This is a genomic window from Altererythrobacter sp. C41 (assembly GCF_016803135.1).
Classification (GTDB): Bacteria; Pseudomonadota; Alphaproteobacteria; order Sphingomonadales; family Sphingomonadaceae; genus Pelagerythrobacter.
On sequence record NZ_JAEVFE010000003.1, the window covers coordinates 255,654 to 275,583 of the forward strand.

At 67.3% G+C, this 19,930-nt stretch carries 23 protein-coding genes; 13 read left to right on the plus strand and 10 right to left on the minus strand.

The genetic code is table 11. The features are described from left to right. Positions 1–46 precede the first annotated feature (46 nt). Positions 47–526, plus strand: coding sequence for a MarR family winged helix-turn-helix transcriptional regulator (locus JNO53_RS08165; RefSeq protein ID WP_203109497.1), 480 nt, complete (start codon positions 47–49; stop codon positions 524–526). A 33-nt stretch (positions 527–559) separates the two neighbouring features. Here JNO53_RS08165 and JNO53_RS08170 read toward each other — a convergent pair whose 3' ends face one another. The 7 genes from JNO53_RS08170 to JNO53_RS08200 form a co-directional block, all read right to left on the minus strand. Next, the gene (locus JNO53_RS08170) at positions 560–1,567 is read right to left on the minus strand and encodes a type II secretion system F family protein (RefSeq protein WP_203109499.1); all 1,008 of its coding nucleotides are present in this window, start codon (positions 1,565–1,567) and stop codon (positions 560–562) included. Positions 1,568–1,580: 13 nt separating this feature from the next. Continuing rightward, entirely contained in the window at positions 1,581–2,552 is a 972-nt protein-coding gene (locus JNO53_RS08175; RefSeq protein ID WP_203109501.1) for a type II secretion system F family protein, read from the minus strand. A gap of 64 nt (positions 2,553–2,616) precedes the next feature. After that, positions 2,617–3,891 carry an AAA family ATPase gene (locus JNO53_RS08180; RefSeq protein ID WP_203109504.1) on the minus strand — a complete coding sequence of 425 codons (1,275 nt, stop codon included), beginning with the start codon at positions 3,889–3,891 and terminating at the stop codon, positions 2,617–2,619. Positions 3,892–3,893: 2 nt separating this feature from the next. Beyond that, on the minus strand, positions 3,894–4,544 hold the full coding sequence (locus JNO53_RS08185) for a CpaD family pilus assembly protein (RefSeq protein WP_203109506.1): 651 nt from the start codon (positions 4,542–4,544) through the stop codon (positions 3,894–3,896). Positions 4,545–4,558: 14 nt separating this feature from the next. Beyond that, entirely contained in the window at positions 4,559–6,088 is a 1,530-nt protein-coding gene (locus JNO53_RS08190) for a type II and III secretion system protein family protein (RefSeq protein WP_203109508.1), read from the minus strand. 64 nt (positions 6,089–6,152) lie between these two features. Further along, on the minus strand, positions 6,153–7,169 hold the full coding sequence (cpaB, locus tag JNO53_RS08195) for a Flp pilus assembly protein CpaB (RefSeq protein WP_203109510.1): 1,017 nt from the start codon (positions 7,167–7,169) through the stop codon (positions 6,153–6,155). Positions 7,170–7,253: 84 nt separating this feature from the next. Continuing rightward, positions 7,254–7,745, minus strand: coding sequence for an A24 family peptidase (locus tag JNO53_RS08200; RefSeq protein ID WP_203109512.1), 492 nt, complete (start codon positions 7,743–7,745; stop codon positions 7,254–7,256). A gap of 166 nt (positions 7,746–7,911) precedes the next feature. Here JNO53_RS08200 and JNO53_RS08205 point away from each other — a divergent pair, with 166 nt between their 5' ends. The 3 genes from JNO53_RS08205 to JNO53_RS08215 all read left to right on the plus strand — a co-directional run bounded on the left by JNO53_RS08205 (position 7,912) and on the right by JNO53_RS08215 (position 10,159). Next, positions 7,912–8,808: an alpha/beta fold hydrolase gene (locus tag JNO53_RS08205; protein ID WP_203109760.1), complete on the plus strand. Its 897-nt coding sequence runs from the start codon at positions 7,912–7,914 to the stop codon at positions 8,806–8,808. Between the two features lie 7 nt (positions 8,809–8,815). Continuing rightward, the gene (locus tag JNO53_RS08210; protein ID WP_203109514.1) at positions 8,816–9,913 is read left to right on the plus strand and encodes an NAD(P)/FAD-dependent oxidoreductase; all 1,098 of its coding nucleotides are present in this window, start codon (positions 8,816–8,818) and stop codon (positions 9,911–9,913) included. A 69-nt stretch (positions 9,914–9,982) separates the two neighbouring features. Then, positions 9,983–10,159 (plus strand): YegP family protein, encoded by a 177-nt coding sequence (locus JNO53_RS08215; RefSeq protein ID WP_084573180.1) that lies wholly within the window; start codon positions 9,983–9,985, stop codon positions 10,157–10,159. 15 nt (positions 10,160–10,174) lie between these two features. On the opposite strand, the gene rnhA is transcribed toward JNO53_RS08215, so the two are convergent. From rnhA to ispH, 3 genes are read right to left on the minus strand one after another with little or no spacing between them, the layout of a single operon-like run. Beyond that, complete coding sequence (gene rnhA, locus JNO53_RS08220) at positions 10,175–10,624, minus strand: ribonuclease HI (RefSeq protein WP_203109516.1); 450 nt, start codon at positions 10,622–10,624, stop codon at positions 10,175–10,177. Positions 10,625–10,643: 19 nt separating this feature from the next. Further along, positions 10,644–11,609: a homoserine kinase gene (gene thrB / locus JNO53_RS08225; RefSeq protein ID WP_203109518.1), complete on the minus strand. Its 966-nt coding sequence runs from the start codon at positions 11,607–11,609 to the stop codon at positions 10,644–10,646. Positions 11,610–11,613: 4 nt separating this feature from the next. Next, the gene (gene ispH / locus JNO53_RS08230; protein WP_203109520.1) at positions 11,614–12,588 is read right to left on the minus strand and encodes a 4-hydroxy-3-methylbut-2-enyl diphosphate reductase; all 975 of its coding nucleotides are present in this window, start codon (positions 12,586–12,588) and stop codon (positions 11,614–11,616) included. A gap of 70 nt (positions 12,589–12,658) precedes the next feature. On the opposite strand from ispH, the gene JNO53_RS08235 reads away from it, so the two are divergent. From JNO53_RS08235 to tatC, 9 genes are all read left to right on the plus strand, one after another. Then, complete coding sequence (locus tag JNO53_RS08235) at positions 12,659–13,309, plus strand: hypothetical protein (protein ID WP_203109523.1); 651 nt, start codon at positions 12,659–12,661, stop codon at positions 13,307–13,309. A 70-nt stretch (positions 13,310–13,379) separates the two neighbouring features. Continuing rightward, positions 13,380–15,140: an arginine--tRNA ligase gene (gene argS, locus JNO53_RS08240; protein ID WP_203109525.1), complete on the plus strand. Its 1,761-nt coding sequence runs from the start codon at positions 13,380–13,382 to the stop codon at positions 15,138–15,140. Positions 15,141–15,142: 2 nt separating this feature from the next. Then, a complete protein-coding gene (locus tag JNO53_RS08245) occupies positions 15,143–15,850 on the plus strand; it encodes an SPOR domain-containing protein (RefSeq protein ID WP_203109527.1) in 708 nt (235 codons plus the stop codon). A gap of 76 nt (positions 15,851–15,926) precedes the next feature. Then, positions 15,927–16,946, plus strand: a complete 1,020-nt coding sequence (gene nagZ, locus JNO53_RS08250; protein ID WP_203109529.1) for a beta-N-acetylhexosaminidase — start codon at positions 15,927–15,929, stop codon at positions 16,944–16,946. Further along, the gene (locus JNO53_RS08255; RefSeq protein WP_338015325.1) at positions 16,943–17,758 is read left to right on the plus strand and encodes a segregation and condensation protein A; all 816 of its coding nucleotides are present in this window, start codon (positions 16,943–16,945) and stop codon (positions 17,756–17,758) included. The genes nagZ and JNO53_RS08255 overlap by 4 nt, the downstream gene beginning before the upstream one ends. Beyond that, entirely contained in the window at positions 17,755–18,375 is a 621-nt protein-coding gene (gene scpB / locus JNO53_RS08260) for an SMC-Scp complex subunit ScpB (RefSeq protein WP_203109531.1), read from the plus strand. The genes JNO53_RS08255 and scpB overlap by 4 nt, the downstream gene beginning before the upstream one ends. 73 nt (positions 18,376–18,448) lie before the next feature. Then, a complete protein-coding gene (gene tatA, locus JNO53_RS08265; RefSeq protein WP_203109533.1) occupies positions 18,449–18,700 on the plus strand; it encodes a twin-arginine translocase TatA/TatE family subunit in 252 nt (83 codons plus the stop codon). A 26-nt stretch (positions 18,701–18,726) separates the two neighbouring features. Next, on the plus strand, positions 18,727–19,110 hold the full coding sequence (gene tatB / locus JNO53_RS08270; protein ID WP_203109535.1) for a Sec-independent protein translocase protein TatB: 384 nt from the start codon (positions 18,727–18,729) through the stop codon (positions 19,108–19,110). Positions 19,111–19,116: 6 nt separating this feature from the next. After that, complete coding sequence (tatC, locus tag JNO53_RS08275; protein ID WP_203109537.1) at positions 19,117–19,920, plus strand: twin-arginine translocase subunit TatC; 804 nt, start codon at positions 19,117–19,119, stop codon at positions 19,918–19,920. Positions 19,921–19,930: the final 10 nt, after the last annotated feature.

The window sequence follows — 19,930 nt, forward strand, 5'->3', positions numbered from 1 at the left end:
CCGGGCCCGGTTGTCAACGCGGGCGGTTGCACTAGAAACGAGTTCCATGACCGAACCCGACGATCGCCACGGCCGGCTCCAGCTCGACCGCTTCCTGCCTTATCAGCTCTCCATCGCGTCGAACGCGGTCAGCAACCGCATTGCGGAAATCTACCGCGACCGGTTCGACCTCAAGATTCCCGAATGGCGGATCATGGCGGTGCTGGGAGATACGGGGCCGGCGACGCAGCGCGAGCTGACCGAGCGCACGCTGATGGACAAGGTCGCCGTCAACCGCGCTTGCCGCACCCTGGCCGAGCGGGGGTTCGTCGAACGCGAACCCAACGCGACCGACGGCCGATCGCACCATCTCGAACTCACCGCGCAGGGGCGCTCGATCTACGATCGGATCATGCCCCTGACGCTGCAGATGGAGCAGCAGCTTTTCGCATCGTTCTCCGCAGCCGAGCGCGATGCTTTCGCCCGACTCCTGAGCCGCGTGCGCGAGCAGGCGGGCGCTCTCGATCCGGTGAGCGAGAACGTCTAGCGAGCTCTGCCGTCGCGGCTGGGAGCGATCCGCTTACTGCCCCGGGTTTGACGCGAAGGCATCGCTGATCGAGCAGGCCGCAGGGCCCAGGATAACGATGAACAGCACCGGCAGGATGAACAGGATCAGCGGCACCGTCATGATCGCGGGCAGGCGCGCGGCCTTCTCCTCGGCGCGCATCATGCGCTCGTTGCGGAACTCGGCCGAAAGCACGCGCAGCGCCGATGCGAGCGGAGTGCCGTAGCGTTCTGTCTGCACCATCGTCGTCACCACGCCGCGCACGGACTCAAGGTCGACGCGGTAGGCGAGATTGTCGAATGCCATCTTGCGTTCGGTGAGGAACGAAAGCTCGATCGCGGTCAGCGCGAACTCGTCGCCGAGTTCGGGGTAGGCGCGGCCCAGTTCCTTGGCGACCCGGTTGAAGGCCGCGTCGACCGTCAGGCCCGCTTCCGCGCAGATCACCAGCAGGTCCAGCGCGTCGGGCAGGCCCTTGCGGATCGCGTCCGTGCGCTTGGTCGCCTTGTTCTTGAGGAAGATCTCCGGCGCCTTGTAGCCTGCGAACAGGAGCGCGCCCATGGCGCCGGTGCGCTTCATCACGCCCCAGTCGGGAAAGTAGTCGATCACGTAGATCAGCATGATGCCCAGCCCGCCGAGCAGCAGCGGCAACAGGATACGGCCCGCGATCACGTAGACCGCGAGCTCCTTGTTGCGGTAGCCGGCGTGGGCGAGCTGTTGCTGGATGACTTCGATCTGGCTCTGCTGGAGGACCTTCATCCCCGCCAGCGTGTCCTTGAGCTTCTCGGTCCCCTCGGTCTTGTGGACGAGGCTCTGGCGTTTGCGGGCGTTGGCCTTGACGATGCCGGCCTTCAGCTCGTCGCGCCGGGCGTTGAGCGCCTTCACGCGGCGCGCCATCGGATCCTTGACCGTGAGCGCAGCGTAAATGGCGAACAGCACGGCGAGCGCGGCGATCCCGGCGAGGATCGAGCCGACGAGAATGACGTCGAAGCCGAGGAGAGTGGGGCCGGCGGGCGTGTCGGGCATGTCCTGTCCTCGCTCAGATCTCGAAGCTGACCATCTTGGCCATGATGAAGCCGCCGATCGACATCCAGACGAGGCCGCCGAGTCCGGTGACGATCAGCCGGTCGTCCTCGAAGAAGCCGCCGATGTAGCCGGGGTTGATCCACCAGATCATGGCGAAGACGATGAACGGCAGCGCGCCGACGATGTAGGCCGAGGCCTTGGATTCCGAGCTCATCGCACGGATCTTCAGCTTCATCTGCGCGCGCTTGCGCAGCACGTCGGCAAGGTTGCCGAGCGTCTCCGCGAGGTTGCCGCCGGTCTCCCGCTGAATCGCCAGCGCGATGCAGAAGAAGTTGAACTCGGGAATGCCGAGGCGGTCGGCGGTGTCCTGCAGCGCCTCTTCCATCGAGCGGCCGATCTTGATCCGCTCGACGACGCCCTTGAACTCGATCCCGACGGGGCCGGGAACTTCCTGCGCCACCACCTGCAGCGTCTCGGTCACCGGCAGACCCGATCGCAGGCCGCGCACCAGCAGTTCGATCGCGTCGGGAAACCTGGCGTTGAAGGCGTTGGTTCGCTTCTTGATGAAGTGACCCACGGCGATATGGGGAATCCCCGCGCCGAGAAGCAGGCCGATGCCGAGCGAAAGAACCGCCGCGCCCGACCGGAGATACACGACCACCGCGACCGCAAGCGCGATCCCCAGCGACGCGTAGACGTACTGCGTGACGGTCCACTTCTTGCCCGTCCGGTCGAGCCGGAGTGCGAGCGCTTCCGTCCGCGATTCCGACCCTGCGACCTTGTGCATCCGGGGCTTGCGCGCGGCGATCGCCTTCTTGAGCTGCGATTCGACCTTGGTGTCGGTGCTCTCGGAATGGCGGTAGCGCAGCGCCTCGATACGCCGCTGCGCTTCCTTGGCGGCCGAAGGACCGGCCAGCAGCATGTAGCCGATGACCATGAGGCTCATCAGCCCGCAACCGACCAGCAGGAGCTGGATGATGTTCATGCTCGTGTCCTGCCCTTCCTGGCTCGCGCCGCGGGCCTTGGCGCCGCGGCAAAATCGCGCACGGTCAGTCGGCCGCGGCCGCGACCTTCCTGTCCTTCTTCGCCAGCAGCGACTTGAAATCGAAGCTGCCGAGCAGCGACTTCTTCTCCGACGCGCCGTCCTCCAGCCCTTCGTCGCTTGCGCCGAGCACGCGCTCGGCCACCTGCCGTATGGCTGCGGCCGGCTTGCTGGCCGGGCTCGCGTCGACGAACGTCTGCCCCAGCTTGGCGGCATTGGCCGCCGTCTTGGCATCGTAAGGTACCGTGAAATCGATCTGGCGCTCGATCGACGCTTCGAAGTCGGCCTTGCTGATCTCGGCAATCGCCGTCTGTACCTTGTTCGCCACCACGATCGGCTGCGCATGCGCGGCGTTGGCTTTCAGCCACGAGAGAATGCGGATCGTGTCGCGCGCCGACGCGAGGGTCATCTCGGTGGCGAGCACCACGACGTTCACTTCCGCCAGCAGGTGGGGGAAGTTGATCAGCATGTTGCGCGGCAGGTCGATCACCGTCATCTCGAACGCCTGGCGGAACTCCTCCTCCAGTTGCACGAAGGCGGATCCGTCGGTCATCAGCGGGGCGCTGATCGGCGCTTCGGCCGAGAGGATCGCGAGATTGTCGTTCGCGCGGATCATCGCGCGCTCGATGAACAGGCCGTCGATGCGGCTCGGGTTGTCGATCGCGTCGGTCAGGCCTCGGCCGGGCTCGAGGTCGAGCGCCAGGGCGCCAGTGCCGAAATGCACGTCGAGATCGAGCAGCGCGGTCGGCAGCTTGTGATCGGTGCTGAACAGCCAGGCGAGCGATGTCGCCAGCGTCGAAGCGCCCACCCCGCCGCGCGTGCCGACGACGGCAGTCGAGATGTGCCGCTTGGCCGCCTCGGGATCGCTCGCGCGGGGGGCAGCGAACACTGCCTGCGCATGATTGAACGCATCGCGCAATTGCCCGGCAGACAGGGGCTTGAGCAGATAGTCATGAATGCCGCTCGCCAGAAGATCGCGATAGAGCCGCACGTCGTTGACCTGGCCAATCGCGATAACGACCGTACCCGGTTCGCAGACCTCGGCCAGCGCGTTGATGTCGTTCAGCGGGTCGCCGCTTTCGGACAAGTCGACGAGCAGGATGTTCGGGCTCGCGGTGACCGAGAGCGACTGCACGGCGTTGCGAAGGCCGCCCTTGGCGCACTTCTCGGGCTGCCAGCCCATGTCGACGACCACCGGCCGCAGCACGTCGAGCGCAGCTTCGTCGCAGATGAAGGCGGCGAACGGATCGCGGTTTCCGCCGGCTTTCCAGGGGGCGTTCATGCTCAATTTCCTCCCTCGCTGGTGCTCGACGCGGTCAGGCCGCCTTCGCCCGTCGGTGCCTGTTCGCGGTAGCTGCTGATGGCTTTGCTCGAGCTCATGACGACGGTCTCGCCGGTGCCCTTCTGACCGCTGATCAGATCTTCGGGGTTGGCGATCATTGCAGCCATGTTGCTGTTCACGGCGCACCCGTAGTTGGGCGAGGTCGCGTTGGTGTAGTTCATGTCCGATTTGGCCGACCAGTCTGGGCAGCCGGCGACGTGCGCGCTCGACCGGGTGATTACGATGCGGGCACGCCCGGGCTCGACATAGCCGGCGGTCACCGGCGCGCCGTCACTGAGCAGGATGCCGCGGCGAGCGGCGAGTTCGGCAACCGCTTCGCGGGTCGCGCCGCTGCCTGCCGGATCGTCGATCGCGACCCGATCGCCGTAGCGAAGGTCCATCACCTCGAACCATTCGGAGACCCGCTGCTGTTCCGAGATCGGCAGGCCGTCGGCGTTCGCCTGGACGTCGAGCACGTAGTTGGTCCGTTCGACCACCGGCTGCTTCGTCGAATAGAGACTGCGGTTCTGCGGCATTCCGCCGCACGCCGCGAGCGACAGGCCGAGCGAGAGGGCGATCGCACCCGCCAGTTTGCGATTGATAGCCTTGGGCATCGTGATCACCTTTCTCACTTCAGGCTGAAACCGGGGGCGGCGCTGTCCGCGCGGCGGTCCTGACGGCTGCCGGATTGGGGCAGCACGGCCTGCGGATCGATCCGCGAGATATCCGGCTCCGGCGCCTCGCGCTCGACCGTGCTGGGGGCCGGACGGGCCTCACCGCTGACGCCGGCGTTTTCCTGGTAGCCCAGCAATTGCTCGATTTCGTTCGACCCGTGGAAGCCGTCGGTCGGGAGCTTGATGTCGTTCGCGTCGACCGGGTTCACCAGATAGGGCGTGACGACGATGACCAGCTCGGTTTCGCCCTTGCGGAACTGGCGCGAGCGAAACAGGTTGCCGAGGATCGGCACGTCGCCAAGTCCGGGGGCCTTGTCGATCGAATTCTGCGCACTGTTGCTCATCAGGCCGGCGATCATGAAACTCTGGCCCGAGCCCAGCTCCACGGTGGTCTCGGCACGCCGAATGGTGAGCGCGGGAATCTGGAAATTGTCCATCATCACTGCGCCCTGGCTCGACAGCTCGGAGACCTCCGGTCGCACACGGATCGAGATACGACCGTTTGCCAGGACCGTCGGCGTATAGGCGAGGCTGACGCCGAACTTTCGGTATTCGATCGCGGTGGTGCCGAGACCTTGGCTGATCGGGATCGGAAACTCTCCGCCCGCGAGGAATTCCGCGGTCTCGCCGGAAAGCGCCGTGAGATTCGGTTGGGAAAGCGTGGTCAGCAGGCCGTTTCGTTCGGCGAGATCCAGCGCGCCCGCGAGATCGAGCCCCAGGAAACGCCCGAAGCCGGCGATGGTCGTGCCACCTTCCATGCCGGTCACGACGGACGAGCCCTCCGTGGCCTCCGTCACTCCCGTGAATACGCCGCCTCCGGGCGCATACTGCGGAAAGGGCGAGCGGCCTGTCGTCACACCGAACTTGAAGCCGTTCGTGCCATCGAAGCTGGCGAGATTGGCGCCGATCGCGCGAACCAGCGAGCGGCTCACCTCCGCGAAGCGGACCTGCAGGTTGACCTGCAGCGGCGTCGCCATCTTGAGACGGCTGATCACATTGGTTTCTTCGCCGACGAAAGCCTGGACGAGCCGCTCGGCCTCGGCAGCGTCTTCCGGAGCGGCAACGGTGCCGGTCAGCAGCACGGTGTTGGTGCCCATCGTCGCGACGGAAATCTCCGCCTCGGGCATGGCCAGCGCGAGCATCTGGGGAATGCTGTCGATGTTCGATCCGACGCGCACGTTGGCCGACCAGATGATGTCGCCCGCGGCGTTGCTGGCGTAGATCGTGGTCTCGCCGCCCGACTTGCCGAATACGAAGAGCTGGCGCTGCGACTTCACCTGGACGTCGGCGATCGCTTCGTTGGCGATGAACACGTCGGCCATGGAGCCGGGGACGTTGATCAGTTCGCCGCGGCCGATCGAGAGCACGATGCTCTGTGCGGGCGTGGAAATGGTTTGCGCATTGGCGACGTTCGCAGGCAGGCTCCCGATCGGGGCCAGCACGACACCGGCAAACAGCGCGGTTGCGATAAGGCGGCGTTTCATCATCTTGCCCCTCGGTTGCATGCCGCGGCTGCGGCAGGCGGAAAATGCGTGGATGCGGCGCATGTCAGTTCTTCCCGACCGGAACTTCGACCGTCGTCTTGCCGCGGGTGACGCGCACGCTCGGTCCGCTGCGGACGGGTGCGACTTCGCCCTCAGGCCCGGACCTGGGCATGTCCATCGAAGCGGGGCCGGACATTACGGGACGCGCCGGAGGCATCGACGAACGCTGGAAGCGCGAGACGTCGCCGCCCGTCACGAAAGACGAGCTGTGGTCGATCGGGCGAGCCATCGCCTGGCGCAGCAGCTTTTCTTCTTCCTCCGGCGTCGCATCGTCGGGGATCTTGATCTCGCCGGCCGCGACGGCGCGCTCGAGTTCGGACTGGTTGTCGGCGATGGAGCGCAGCGAGAGGCTCAGCGTACCGATGGTCTGTGCCACGGCGACCTTTTCGGCGATCTTCGGCGTAACCTCGATGGTCACCGTCCGGAACGCGCGGACCACGGTCTGGCCGTCGACGATTTCCTGCGTGGTCGACTGGTCGGTCGCCAGCACCCGCAGGTTGCGCAGGATCGTTTCCGATGCCTTGAGCGACTGGCCCTCGTCACCCTTGACCGTCTGCGTCAGCACGAGGTCGACGCGGTCGCCCGGGAACACGAAGCCGGCCACGCCGGTCTGGGCCGAAACGGGCACCGTGACGGCACGCATGCCGGGGCCCAGCGCGGCGGCGAGGAAGCCGCTGTCGCCCGGCTTCACCAGCGAGCCCTGCGTGACCGGTTCGCCCGCCGTGATCGGCAGGCGCACCACGGTGCCGAGCAGCTTGGAAATGTCGGCTTCGCCGTCGATGAAATAGGCGTCCTGGACGAGGTCCTCGGGCCACATCTGGAAGCCGAGCGCGTCGGCGGTGATGATCGTACCGGCCGGCAGCGCGCGCTGGGCGACCAGCACGCGCGGCCCCTCAGGCACCGGCGGTGCGGCTTCGGCCTGGGGCGCAGCCGCCCCGGCAAACATGCTGCGGGCCGCCAGGGCCGTGCCGATCGCGATGACCAGCGCGCCGAGCAGCAGAACCAGCTTCTTCCTGTCCATGGCTTTTGAAGCCCCCTCGTCATGCCCAGCGAATTGCGGGCGAGTCCAGATTTCGTCCTAGAATCGAACTGGTTAAAATGGAGTTCACCCCAATTTGGCAGCGGTTGCGGCTGCCGGGAGGTAATGGATGCCCAGGACCCAAAGGCCCCCTGCGGAGATTGCCACGCCATAGGGAACCGCGAGCCGATCGCGCTGACGCCGCATCACATGCCAGGCGCCGAGCACGATGGTCAGGAGCCCGCCTGCCAGCGCCATCACGATCAGCAGTTGCAGGAACAGGCCGGGCTCTATCCACAGCGCCAGAGCGGTCAGCAGCTTCACGTCGCCCCCGCCCATCATGCGCAGGGCGAAAAGGCCGGCGAGGACTGCGAAAGCCGCGAGCGCGACGCCGAGCTGGATCGCTACTCCGGGCCACAGCGAGACCCCGCTGGCCCACCAGAAAAGCGGTGCGCCCAGCGCGATCGCGCCGGTGAGCCAGTTGTCGATCTGCCGGCGGCGAAGATCGGTAAACGCCGCAACAAGCAGCGCGATTGCCAAGGCTACGAGCAGCCCGTAGTGGAAATAGCCGTCCGGCATCGAAACCCCCCGTGGTCCCCCGTCAGGCGCCGGTGCTACAGAAGATGGCTTACCAAAGGGTAACCATCCGCAGGAGGGCGGCGTTAGCCAGGTGCAGGAAGCCGATGTGAACCGTGACGCGATCGACCGCCGCGCGATCCCTCCGCATGCGGTCGAGAGCCGCTGGATGGCGCCCGATCAGTACGCCATCCGCCGCATCGACTGGCCGGGTCGTGCTGCTCAGCCGCGGGGCTCGATCCTGTTCCTGCCGGGTCGCGGCGACTGCTACGAGAAGTATCTCGAGACACTGGAGGAATGGCACCGCGCCGGCTGGCGCGTGACGGCGTCGGACTGGCGTGGGCAGGCGGGCTCGGGCAGGCTCGGCGCTGATGCGGTCACCGGTCACGTCGACGACTTCTCGCGCTGGGTGGACGATCTCGCGCATCTGTGGACCCGGTGGAAAGCGGAGACGCCCGGTCCCCATGTGCTGATCGGCCATTCGATGGGCGGCCACCTGGTGCTGCGCACGGTGGCGGAACAGCGCGCGGATCCCGATGCGGTGATCCTCTCGGCGCCGATGCTGGGCTTCTTCGGCAGCGTTCTACCAGTAAGCTGGATGCACCGGGTGGCGAAGGTGATGCTGCGCTTTGGCGACCCGGCGCGCCCGGCGTGGAAATGGAGCGAGAAACCCGGCGAGGTTCCGGCGAGCCGCGTGACTCTGCTCACCCACGATCCGGAGCGCTATCAGGACGAGCTCTGGTGGCGGGAGAAACGCCCCGAACTGGTCATGGGACCGGGAAGCTGGGGCTGGGTCGAGCGTGCCTACGGGTCGATGCGCCTGCTCTACGCGCCGGGCACGCTCGAGGCGATCCGCACGCCTGTGCTCCTGATCGGAACCACCAGCGACAGGCTGGTCGACATGATCGCGATCGAGGCTGCTGCGCGGCGCCTGCCGAACGGCGAACTGCTCGCGTTCGGTGAGGAGGCGCGGCACGAAATCCTGCGCGAGGTCGATGCCGTGCGTGACCGCGCAATGAAGGCGATTGCCGACTTCCTCGACCGCGCCGCGCCGCCGAAAGCGTAGGTCGGACTTGGCGGAACGGTTCGATATCGCGATCGTCGGCGCGGGTATGGCGGGGGCAAGCCTCGGCGCCGAACTCGCGCCACATGCCAGCGTGCTCGTGCTCGAGGCGGAGGACCAGCCCGGCTATCACGCAACGGGTCGCTCGGCCGCGTTCTGGGAGGAATGCTACGGCGGACCGGAAGTGGTGCCGCTTACCCTCGCATCGGGTTCGTATTTGCGCGACCACGGGTTCCTGCGGCGTCGCGGCGCTATCTACGTGGGACGCGGCAGCGATACGGCTGCGCTAGACGCCTTCCTCGCCCGGTTCAGTGCGCGAGGCGCGCATATCGAGCGGATCGATCGCAAAGCTCTCGAGGAGCATGTTCCCGGCCTCCGCCCAGCCTGGACCGGCGGCGTGTGGGAGCCCGCCTGTTCCGACATCGACGTGGCCGGGCTGCACGCGCACTATCTCGCCGCCTTCGCCCGCGCCGGAGGCACGCTGCGGACACACGCACGGGTCGAGCGTCTCGAACGCACCGCCGGTGGATGGTTGATCACGTCGGGAGGCGCTGCGTTCGAAGCAACGATCCTGGTGAATGCCGCAGGCGCATGGGCGGACGGCATCGCTGGAATGGCCGGGGTTCTGCCAGCGGGGATCTCGCCGATGCGGCGGACGGTGGTGCAACTCAGGGTCGACCGGCCGCCGCCGGGCGACATGCCGCTGGTACTGGACATCCACGGCGGCTTCTACTTCCGGCCGGAGAACGGCCGGCTCTGGCTCAGCCCGCAGGACGAGACGCCCTCCGCGCCGTGTGACGCCGCACCCGAGGAACTGACCGTCGCCCAAGCGGTGGACCGCCTGCAGCAGGTCGTGGACTGGCGAGTCGAGGCGGTCGAACGCAAGTGGGCGGGCCTGCGCAGCTTCGCGCCCGACCGGCGCCCCGTCTACGGTGTCGATCCGGCCGACCCCGCGTTCTTCTGGTTCGCCGGACAGGGCGGCTTCGGCATCCAGACCGCGCCCGCCGCGGCGCGCCTCGGCGCGCAACTGCTGCTCGGCAGGCCGCGCGACGGGATGACCGAAGGATTGAACCCGGCGCTTTACTCTCCGGCCCGGCTGAGCCGATAAAGCGCTGGCCATCCGCATATCATTTGTTAGTCTGCCGATGCTTCGCAATCGACAGGAGACGACGCACCCATGGCTCATCACTTCAAGATCAAGAAGAACAAGGCCGGCGAGTTCGTGGCTTACTTCATGTACAACTCGGAGGCGATCTTCTGGACGGAAGGTTACTCGAGCAAGGCCAGCGCGAAGAACGCCATCGAGTCGATCAAGAAGAACGGACCGGGCGCCGACACCGTCGACGAAAGCTGACTCAGGGGCTCGCGGTCAGGGAGTCATCTCGCGCGCGATCCGGTCGGCTTCGTCGCTCGCAAGACGGTCGACGCGTTCGTTCTCCGGGTGGCCCGAATGCCCCCTGACCCATTGCCACGTGATCTCGTGGCGGCCCGCGACTTCGATCAGCTCGTGCCACAGGTCCGCATTGCGGACCGGCTTCTTGCTGGCATTCTTCCAGCCACGCCGCTTCCATCCCTCGACCCATCTGGTGATGCCGTCGAGCACGTACTTGCTGTCCGAATAGAGCGTCACGCGGCAAGGCTCGGTCAGCGCCTGAAGCCCACGGATCGCGGCGGTCAGTTCCATGCGATTGTTGGTCGTGTCGCTCTCGGCGCCGGCCAGTTCCTTCTCGTGCCGTCCCATGCGCAGCAGAGCGGCCCAGCCGCCCGGACCGGGATTGCCCTTGCACGCCCCGTCGGTGAAGATCTCGACCTGCTTCATTGCCGTCGTTCGTGCCTCCTCAATCGCGCGCCGCGAACGGGGCGTCGCCCGCTTCGGCATAGAATCGCCAGCGCCGCGCGAAATCCATCGGGTCCTTGCGCGTCACCAGCGCGTCGGACGGCGTATCGAGCCAATCCTCGGCGCGGCTCGCCGTGAAGCGCAGGCAGGCGCCCTGGGCAAGCAGCGGCATCTCCTGACGTTCGCGCGCGGCGAGCGGTCGAACCGCCTCGTAGCCCTCGATCAGCGCCTTGCCGACCTCGGGCCTATAGCTGGCTCCGCGCGCGTCGAAACTCCAGGCGGCATGGGTCACCGCCAGATCGTAGGCCATCGCGCCGCTGCATGCGAAATAGAAGTCGATCATTCCCGAGACGCGGTTACCGAGCATCAGCACATTGTCGGGAAAGAGATCGGCGTGAATGATCGCGCGGTCGAGGTCCGTCGGCCAATTCGCGGCTATCCGCCCGGCCATATCTATCATTCCCGGCAAAATGGGATCGATCGATGCCAGCGCCTGCTCCCCGCAACGCTCGAGCGTATGCCAGTTGAAGCCGGGATCGAGCGGGTCGACCCGTTCGAGCGGGAAGTCGCGCGAGGCCAGATGGATCTGCGCCAGTGCCGCCCCGACGGCCCGCGCCTGCGCGGGCGTCGGCCGATCGACCGAGACACCGGGGAGGAACTCGATCAGCGCGACGGCCTTGCCGTCGAGAATCCGCGACGCCCGCCCCTCGCGGTCGTGGATCGTCCTGGGCACCGGGCAATCGGCCGCCGATAGATGGTCCAGCAGTCCGAGGAAGAAGGGCAGGTCGTCCAGATCGATCCGGCGTTCGTACATCGTCAGGATGAACCGGCCGCGATCGGTCTCGATCAGCCAATTGCTGTTGGAAACGCCTTCGGCAATGCCCTTGGCCGAAACCAGCGTGCCGACGTCGTAGTGCGCAATCAGATCGGCGAGATCTTCGGCCCCGAGATGGGTGTAGACGGCCATTGCTCTAGTCGAGGAGCTGGCGCGGCAGCTTGAACACCATCTTCTCTTCGGTGGTGACGAGCGTGTGTTCCTCGACCGTTCGCCACTGCGAAAGCTGCTCGACCACCTCGCGCACCAGTTCTTCCGGGGCGGATGCGCCCGCGGTGAGGCCGACCGTTTCTACGCCGTCGAGCCATTCGGGTCGGATGTCGCTGGCGCGCTGGATCAGCCTGGCATCGGTGCCGCAGCGCTCGGCGACTTCGACCAGCCGCAGCGAGTTCGAGCTGTTGGGGGCCCCGATCACGAGGACGAGATCACTGTCGGGCGCGATCGCCTTGACGGCCGCCTGGCGGTTCGAGGTGGCATAGCAGATGTCTTCCGCCTTCGGGCCCACGACATGCGGATACTTGTCCCGCAGCGCCACGACGATCGCCCGCGTGTCGTCGACCGAGAGCGTCGTCTGCGTCAGGAACGCGAGCGGCTGGTCTGCCGGAAATTCGAGCGCCTCGACCTCGGCGACGGTCTCGACCAGCGTCATCGTGCCATCGGGCACCTGGCCCATCGTGCCGATGACTTCCGGATGCCCCTTGTGGCCGATGAACACGATATGGCGGCCGGCCTCGATCTGTCGTTCGGCCTGGCGGTGGACCTTGCTCACCAGCGGGCAGGTGGCGTCGAGGTAGTCGAGCCCGCGCCGCCCCGCTTCGGCGGGGACCGATTTCGGCACGCCGTGGGCGCTGAACACCACCGGCGCGCCGTCGGGCACCGAATCGAGCTCCTCCACGAACACCGCGCCCTTGGCCTTGAGGGAATCGACCACATAGCGGTTGTGGACGATCTCGTGGCGCACGTAGACCGGCGGCCCATAGCGCTCGAGCGCGCGCTCGACGATCTCGATCGCCCGGTCGACCCCGGCGCAGAACCCGCGCGGTGCGGCGATCAGCAGGGTCAATGCGGCGCGCTCCTGGGCGCGGTCGCGGGATTGCAATGGGGCATTCATATCCGCGCCTCTAGCGCTTTGCCGCGCGCCTCGCTAGGGCGGCGAGATTGGAATTCGAAGGAAGCCTTGCATGAAACCGAGCCGCCGCCTCTTCGCCCCGATCGCCCTCGCAGCAGCGCTGGCGGGTTGCGCGGGCGAAGGCGATCTCGTCATCAATCAGGGCGTCGGCATCACCGCGGTGCGGACCGCCTGCCCCGCCGTGGGCGTGCCCGACTACACTGGCGACATGACGCTGTTCCGCACGCCTGGCCAGCCCACCGCCGCCAATATCGACGTCACTGCGGTGATTACCAACCTGCGCAGCACCTGCAACGAAACCGGCGAGCGGATCTATTCCGAAGCGACGTTCGACGTGCTCGCGCGCCGCACCGATGCGAGCGAAGCGCGCCGGGTCGAACTTCCCTACTTCTCCACCGTCCTGCGCGGTGGTTCGGCGGTGCAGTCGAAGCGCGTCGGCACGGTCGTGATCGATTTCGCGGCCGGGCAGGAGCGCGCGCAGGGCAGCGGCGTTGCCGGCGCGTTCATCGACCGGGGCGCCGCGACGCTGCCGGAGGACATTCGCGAGCAGATCACGCGCCGCCGTGAACCGGGCGATCCCGATGCGGCACTCGATCCGCTGGCCAACCCCGAAGTCCGTGCGGCGCTCGACCGGGCGAATTTCGAGCTGCTGGTCGGGTTCCAGCTCACGCAGGAACAACTGACCTACAACGCCACCCGCTAAGGGCGCGCAGCAAGCGCTTGTCGGGGGCGAGCGCTTGCGCTTTGCGGCATTTCGTCTAACCGCGCGGGCCATGCCCGAACACAAGATTTCCCAGCGCAAGACCCTGCACGCCGCCTTCGCGGCGAAAGTCGATGCCGTGCTCGCCGCGCTCGAAGCCGAAGGCGCACTGCCCGCCGGCAGTCCGCGCGCCAATGTCGCGGTCGAGCCGCCGCGTGATCCGAGCCACGGCGACCTCGCCACCAATGCCGCTATGGTGCTGGCGAAGCACGCCGCGACCAACCCGCGCGCTCTGGCAGAGAAGGTGGTCGCTCACCTCGAACGCGATCCGGACATCGAAAGCGCCGAAATCGCCGGCCCGGGCTTCATCAACCTGCGCCTTTCGGACGCCGCCTGGCGCGACGAGCTGGCCGCGATCGCGGAACTCGGCGCGGATTACGGCCGCTCGGCACTCGGCACCGGCACGCGCGTCAACATCGAATACGTCTCCGCCAACCCGACCGGCCCGATGCACATGGGGCATTGCCGCGGGGCCGTCGTGGGCGACGCGCTCGCCGCACTGCTCGAATTCGCCGGGCACGAGGTGGTCCGCGAATACTATGTCAACGACGCCGGCGGACAGGTCGACGTGCTCGCCCGCTCGGTGCACCTGCGCTACCGCGAGGCGCTGGGCGAGGACATCGGTGCGATCCCGGAAGGGCTCTATCCCGGCGATTATCTGAAGCCGGTCGGCGAAATGCTAGCGGCCGAGCTCGGCGACAAGTATCGCGACGCCCCCGAAAGCGAGTGGTTGCCGGAATTCCGCGCGCGCGCCGTCGCCGCGATGATGGACCTGATCAAGGCCGACCTCGCGCTGCTCGGCATCCACCACGACGTGTTCGCCTCGGAAGCCGAGCTCCAGCGTGCCGACAAGCCCGCGCAGGCGGAAGCATGGCTGCGCCAGCACGATCTCGTCTACGACGGCTTGCTCGAGGCGCCCAAGGGCAAGACGCCGGACGACTGGGAGCCGGTCGAACTGCCGCTGTTCCGCTCGACCCGCTTCGGCGACGATCAGGACCGCCCGATCCGCAAGAGTGACGGAAGCTGGACCTACTTCGGCGCCGACCTCGCTTACCACATGCAGAAGGCGGAAGGCGCCGACGCGCTGATCGACATCTGGGGCGCGGATCACGCGGGCACCGTGAAGCGGATCAAGGCGGCGGTCGCGGCTCTCTCCGAGGGCGAGGGCAAGCCGATCCCGTTCGACGTGAAGCTGGTGCAGATGGTCCAGCTCCTGCGCGGCGGCGAGCCGGTGAAGATGTCCAAGCGCAGCGGCACGTTCGTCACGCTGGCGGACGTGGTGCAGGAAGTGGGCAAGGACGTGGTCCGTTTCACCATGCTCACCCGCAAGCCCGAAGCGCAGATGGAGTTCGACTTCGCCAAGGTGGTCGAAGCGTCGAAGGACAACCCGGTGTTCTACGTGCAATATGCGCATGCCCGGATCAGCTCGACGCTGCGCAAGGGCGCTGCCGAAGGCGTGACCCCGTCCGATGCCGCGATTGCCCGTCTGGGCGCCGAGGAACTCGCGCTGGTCAAGCAGGCGGCGCAGTTCCCGCGCATGGTCGAAGCGGCGGCTCAGGCACGCGAGCCCCACCGCGTCGCCTTCTTCCTCTACGATCTGGCGGCGGCGTTCCATGCCTACTGGAACCTCGGCAACGACGCCCCGGCAAAGCGCTTCATCGTGGCACAGGATGCCGAGCTCAGCAGCGCGAGGCTTTTCCTCGCCGCGCAGATCGGGCAAGTGGTTCGCAATGGCCTCGAATTGCTGGGGGTGGAGGCCGTCGAGGAGATGTGACGATGACGGGGCGGGGCGGAAACATCGAAGACGGCGGGCCGGTGGCCGGCGAGTGGGAAGACGATGGCGAGGCCATGGATACCCGCGAACTCGAACTCGACGATGACGAACGACTCCCCTGGCTCGAATCGGCCGACGACGAAGGTGATGAGCAGGGCGTCGACGCCGGCCGGATCGTCGGCTTTGTGCTCATCGCACTGCTCGTGCTGGCCGTTGTGCTCGGCGGCGGCTGGTATCTGCTGAAAGGGCGGGGCAATCCCGAACTCATCGCGGACGGCAGCACGATCGAGGCGCCCGAGGGCCCCTACAAGGAACGGCCCGAGGATCCCGGCGGCCGCATCGCAGAGGGAACCGGCGACGTCGCGCCGGCGGTGGGCCTGGGCCAGAGCCAGCAGGGGCGCCTGGCGCAGGAACAGGACGTGCCAGCGCCGCGCGCCGCCTCCGAAGCCGAGGGGAGCGAAACCGAAACCTCGACCGGCGTCGCGGTGCAGGTCGGCGCATTCTCGAGCCGCGAGACGGCACAGCGCGGCTGGGCCACGCTGACCCGCCAGACCGAGGTTCTGAGCGGGGTCAAGCATCGCATCGTCGAGGGCAAGGCCGACATCGGCACCGTCTACCGCCTCCAGGCGGTCGCCGGCGACGTGGCCGCCGCCAAGCGGCTGTGCGACGCGCTTCAGGCCGACGGGGTGGCTTGCCAGGTCAAGCGCTGAGCCGCAGCGCCCGCTATCCACACCGCAGCCTGCCGCCGTGCTTGCGACAGGCGCGGATTGCTGCGATTCCTGATCCATGACGCCCGCAATTTTCGGACTGTCCGGCACCAGGCTGACCGCCGAGGAGCGCGACTTCTTCCGCGAAGCCGATCCCGCGGGCTACATCCTGTTCGGCCGCAACTGCGAAACGCGCGAGCAACTGCGCGCGCTCACCGATTCCCTGCGCGAGTTGCACGGGCGCGAGCGTCTGTTCGTCTGCATCGATCAGGAAGGCGGCCGGGTTGCTCGCCTGCGCCCGCCGCAATGGGCCGGCTATCCCGCCGGCGCGGCGTTCGACGAGCTCTACCGAATCGCGCCGGCAAGCGCGATTGAGGCGGCGCGCGCCAATGCGGAGGCGATGGCGCTCGAGCTTTCGGCCATGGGCATTACCGTCGACTGTCACCCGCCGCTCGACGTGCGGCAGGAAGGTGCGCACGACGTGATTGGGGACCGGGCGCTCGGCAGCGAGCCCAGGCAGGTCGCCGCGCTTGGCCGTGCGATCCTCGACGGTCTCGCGCGGGGCGGGGTCGCAGGTTGCATCAAGCACATGCCGGGACACGGCCGCTCGAGCACCGACACCCACAAGGAAATGCCCACCGTCACTGCGAGCGAGGCGGAGCTGGAGACCGACCTCGCGCCCTTCCGCGCGCTGGCCGACGCCCCGATCGGCATGACCGGCCATCTGCTGTTCACCGCGTGGGACGCCGACAACCCGGGGACCCTCTCGCCGACGGTCGTGAACGCGGTGATCCGCGGGCGGATCGGCTTCGGCGGCCTCCTGCTGACCGACGACATCGACATGGAGGCGCTCTCCGGTTCGGTTCCCGAGCGGGCCGAGCGTGCCATTGCCGCGGGCTGCGATCTCGTCCTCAACTGCTGGGCGAAGATGGATGACATGGCGGCTATCGCCGCGCGCCTTCCCGCCTTGCCGGACCAGGGCCTGAAACGCCTCGAACAGGCGCTCAAAGGCACACAGGTGCGCGAGAGCGACGAACGGGCGGCCGATCTACTGGCCAAGCGGGACGCCTTGCTCGCGCTGGCGGGACGGGCGGCGTGATCGAAGACGGCCTGCTCTTCGATATCGCTGCCGGCTCCGATGGCGACGACGATGAGAGCTGGTCCGGCGCCGGGGCGGGCGAGACCGAGAACACCGCGCTCTATCTCGAACTCGAGGGGTGGGAGGGGCCGCTCGACCTGCTGCTCGACCTCGCGCGGCGGCAGAAGGTCGACTTGCGTTCGATCTCGATCCTCGCGCTGGTGGATCAGTACCTCAGCTATATCGAGCGGGCGGAAGCTTTGCGGCTGGAGCTTGCTGCCGACTACCTCGTGATGGCGGCCTGGCTTGCTTATTTGAAGTCGGCCCTGCTGCTGCCGAAGGACGAGCAGGAGGACCCGAGCCCCGAGGAACTCGCGCTGCGGCTGCAACTGCGGCTCCAGCGGCTGGGGGCGATGCGCGAGGCGGCGGCGCGGCTGATGGCGCGCGACCGGATCGGGCGCGACGTTTTCGTTCGACCCGCGCCGGAGGGGCTGCGGATCGACCGCACGACCAAATGGACCTGCGACTGGTACGCGCTCGTGCAAGCCTACGGGCAGGTCAAGGCGCGCACGGCGCCGGCGATCCACATGGTCAGGGAACGGCCGGTCATGACGCTCGAATCGGCGCTCGACCGGGTCTCGGCCATGCTCGGGGTCACGCTCGACTGGATGGAACTGCGCGACTTCCTGCCGCCCCATGCGGAGCCGCGCCTGCGCCGCTCGGCGCTCGCATCGAGCTTCGTGGCGGCGCTCGAGCTCGCCCGCCTGGGCAAGGCGGAGCTGGCGCAGGAGGAAGTGTTCGGACCGCTCCGTCTGCGGCGCGTGACCGCATGACGGCGGCGGTCGACGAACTTCAGCGCGCCATCGAGGCGACGCTGTTCGCCGCCGAAGAACCGATGACGGTGGAGGCGCTGGCAGGACATCTGGGCGGCGCCGATCCGGGCGACATCCGCGAGGCGCTGCGCGAACTGGCCGCATTCTACGAACCGCGCGGCATCCGCCTGGTCGAGCGGGCGAAGCGCTGGCACTTCCAGACCGCGCCCGATCTCGCGCACTTGCTGCGGCGCGAACGCGAGCAGGTCCGCCGGCTTAGCCGTGCGGCGACCGAGGTGCTCGCGATCGTCGCGTACCACGAGCCGGTCAGCCGGGCGGAGATCGAGTCGATCCGCGGCGTGCAGACGTCCTCCGGCACGCTCGACGTGCTGATGGAGGCGGGCTGGGTGCGCGCGGCGGGGCGGCGCGAGGTGCCCGGGCGGCCGGTGATCTACGCGACGACCCCCGAGTTCCTGCAGCACTTCGGCCTCGAATCGCGGCGCGACCTGCCCGGTATCGACGAGCTGCGCGCTGCGGGCCTGCTCGATCCGGTCGATGATGCTTACGAGGCGATCGCGGCAGGCGAGGATATTGCCTCCGATACGGAAACGCCGGGGCAAACGCCGCCCTCGACGTGAATCCGCGCCCGCTCCGCGCTGGCGCATGGCGGTCGAAAGGCCTATATCGCCCCCAAGCAACGAAAGGTTTCCCATGTCGCTCGGCCCCTGGCAGCTCATCATCATCGCGCTCGTCATCCTCGTTCTCTTCGGGCGCGGGCGCATTTCCGAAATGATGGGAGATTTCGGCAAAGGCATCAAAAGCTTCAAGGAAGGGATGAACGAGGAAGACGGCAAGGCTTCGAAGCCGTCGCCGCGAATCGAAGGTCCCGCGCACGAGGCGAAGCCCGCGTCCGAAGCGGCCCGCGATGCGAAGCCGGCGGAAAGCCGCGACAACAGCCGTTGATCCCGAATTTCCGCGCCGTCTGAGCCATGTTCGATATCGGCGCCACCGAACTGCTCGTCATCGTAATCGTGGCCGTGATCGTGATCGGCCCGAAGGACCTGCCGCTCGCCTTGCGCACGGCGGGTCGGTGGATCGGCAAGATCCGGCGCGTTTCCGGCCATTTCCGCACAGGGATCGAAACCATGATTCGCGAGGCGGAAATGGAGGAGATGGAGAAGAAGTGGCGCGAGCAGAACGCGAAGATCATGGCGGAACATCCGGCGGAAGCGGCGGAGCCGGCTGACCCGGCGGCCGCGCCGGCCGCAGTCCCCCCTGCATCGGCCGCCGAGTCGCGGGCTGAACCTCAGGCGCCGCCGGCCGAAACCGACGAGCAGCCCAAGCTGCCGCTCGGCAAGCCGGGGGCCGAGTAGTCCCGCATGGCGTTTCAATTGCGCGATCTCGACGAAACGCAGGCGCCGCTGCTCGATCACCTGATCGAGCTGCGCACGCGTCTGTTGCGATGCGTCGTCGCCCTGGCGATCGCCTTCGCGGTCTGCCTCTACTTTGCCGACGACATCTTCGGTTTTCTCGTGCGGCCGCTCACGCTCGCCTTTCCCGAAGGGCAGGGGAAGCTGATCTACACGCAGCTCTACGAAGCGTTCTTCGTCGAGCTGAAGGTGGCTCTCTTTGCGGCTTTCTTCATCAGCTTTCCGGTGATCGCGAACCAGCTATGGGCGTTCGTCGCGCCGGGGCTCTATGCGCGCGAGAAGAAGGCGTTCCTGCCCTTCCTGATCGCCACGCCGATCCTGTTCCTGGCCGGCGCGGCGCTGGCTTATTACGTGGTGATGCCGACGGCGTTCCGCTGGTTTCTCGGCTTCGAGGGCACGGTCGGCGGCCTCGATATCGAGGCGCTGCCCGGCACCGGCAACTACCTTTCGCTGGTGATGCAGTTCATTCTGGCATTCGGGATCAGCTTCCTGCTTCCCGTCCTGCTGCTGCTGCTGAACCGCGCGGGCATCGTGACGCGCGCGCAACTCGTTGCCGCGCGGCGATACGTTATCGTGGCTGTGGTCACGGTGGCCGCGATCGTCACTCCGCCCGATCCCGGCTCGCAATTGATCCTGGCGGTACCCCTGCTGCTGCTGTTCGAAGGCTCGCTCCTGCTGATGCGCTTCTCGGAGCGTAAGGCTGCGCCCGACGATGAGGAGCGCGACGAGCCGGACGAGATCACCGAAGGCTAGCTCTAAACCT

Coding starts and splice junctions, on each gene's coding strand:
- JNO53_RS08235 (WP_203109523.1), top strand. CDS start 12,659: ATGAAACCGAGCCGCCGCCTCTTCGCCCCGATCGCCCTCGCAGCAGCG.
- thrB (WP_203109518.1), bottom strand. CDS start 11,609: ATGGCCGTCTACACCCATCTCGGGGCCGAAGATCTCGCCGATCTGATT.
- JNO53_RS08245 (WP_203109527.1), top strand. CDS start 15,143: ATGACGGGGCGGGGCGGAAACATCGAAGACGGCGGGCCGGTGGCCGGC.
- scpB (WP_203109531.1), top strand. CDS start 17,755: ATGACGGCGGCGGTCGACGAACTTCAGCGCGCCATCGAGGCGACGCTG.
- tatC (WP_203109537.1), top strand. CDS start 19,117: ATGGCGTTTCAATTGCGCGATCTCGACGAAACGCAGGCGCCGCTGCTC.
- tatB (WP_203109535.1), top strand. CDS start 18,727: ATGTTCGATATCGGCGCCACCGAACTGCTCGTCATCGTAATCGTGGCC.
- rnhA (WP_203109516.1), bottom strand. CDS start 10,624: ATGAAGCAGGTCGAGATCTTCACCGACGGGGCGTGCAAGGGCAATCCC.
- JNO53_RS08165 (WP_203109497.1), top strand. CDS start 47: ATGACCGAACCCGACGATCGCCACGGCCGGCTCCAGCTCGACCGCTTC.
- JNO53_RS08175 (WP_203109501.1), bottom strand. CDS start 2,552: ATGAACATCATCCAGCTCCTGCTGGTCGGTTGCGGGCTGATGAGCCTC.
- JNO53_RS08180 (WP_203109504.1), bottom strand. CDS start 3,891: ATGAACGCCCCCTGGAAAGCCGGCGGAAACCGCGATCCGTTCGCCGCC.
- nagZ (WP_203109529.1), top strand. CDS start 15,927: ATGACGCCCGCAATTTTCGGACTGTCCGGCACCAGGCTGACCGCCGAG.
- JNO53_RS08190 (WP_203109508.1), bottom strand. CDS start 6,088: ATGAAACGCCGCCTTATCGCAACCGCGCTGTTTGCCGGTGTCGTGCTG.
- JNO53_RS08170 (WP_203109499.1), bottom strand. CDS start 1,567: ATGCCCGACACGCCCGCCGGCCCCACTCTCCTCGGCTTCGACGTCATT.
- JNO53_RS08200 (WP_203109512.1), bottom strand. CDS start 7,745: ATGCCGGACGGCTATTTCCACTACGGGCTGCTCGTAGCCTTGGCAATC.
- cpaB (WP_203109510.1), bottom strand. CDS start 7,169: ATGGACAGGAAGAAGCTGGTTCTGCTGCTCGGCGCGCTGGTCATCGCG.
- ispH (WP_203109520.1), bottom strand. CDS start 12,588: ATGAATGCCCCATTGCAATCCCGCGACCGCGCCCAGGAGCGCGCCGCA.
- JNO53_RS08215 (WP_084573180.1), top strand. CDS start 9,983: ATGGCTCATCACTTCAAGATCAAGAAGAACAAGGCCGGCGAGTTCGTG.
- JNO53_RS08185 (WP_203109506.1), bottom strand. CDS start 4,544: ATGCCCAAGGCTATCAATCGCAAACTGGCGGGTGCGATCGCCCTCTCG.
- tatA (WP_203109533.1), top strand. CDS start 18,449: ATGTCGCTCGGCCCCTGGCAGCTCATCATCATCGCGCTCGTCATCCTC.
- JNO53_RS08205 (WP_203109760.1), top strand. CDS start 7,912: ATGGCGCCCGATCAGTACGCCATCCGCCGCATCGACTGGCCGGGTCGT.
- argS (WP_203109525.1), top strand. CDS start 13,380: ATGCCCGAACACAAGATTTCCCAGCGCAAGACCCTGCACGCCGCCTTC.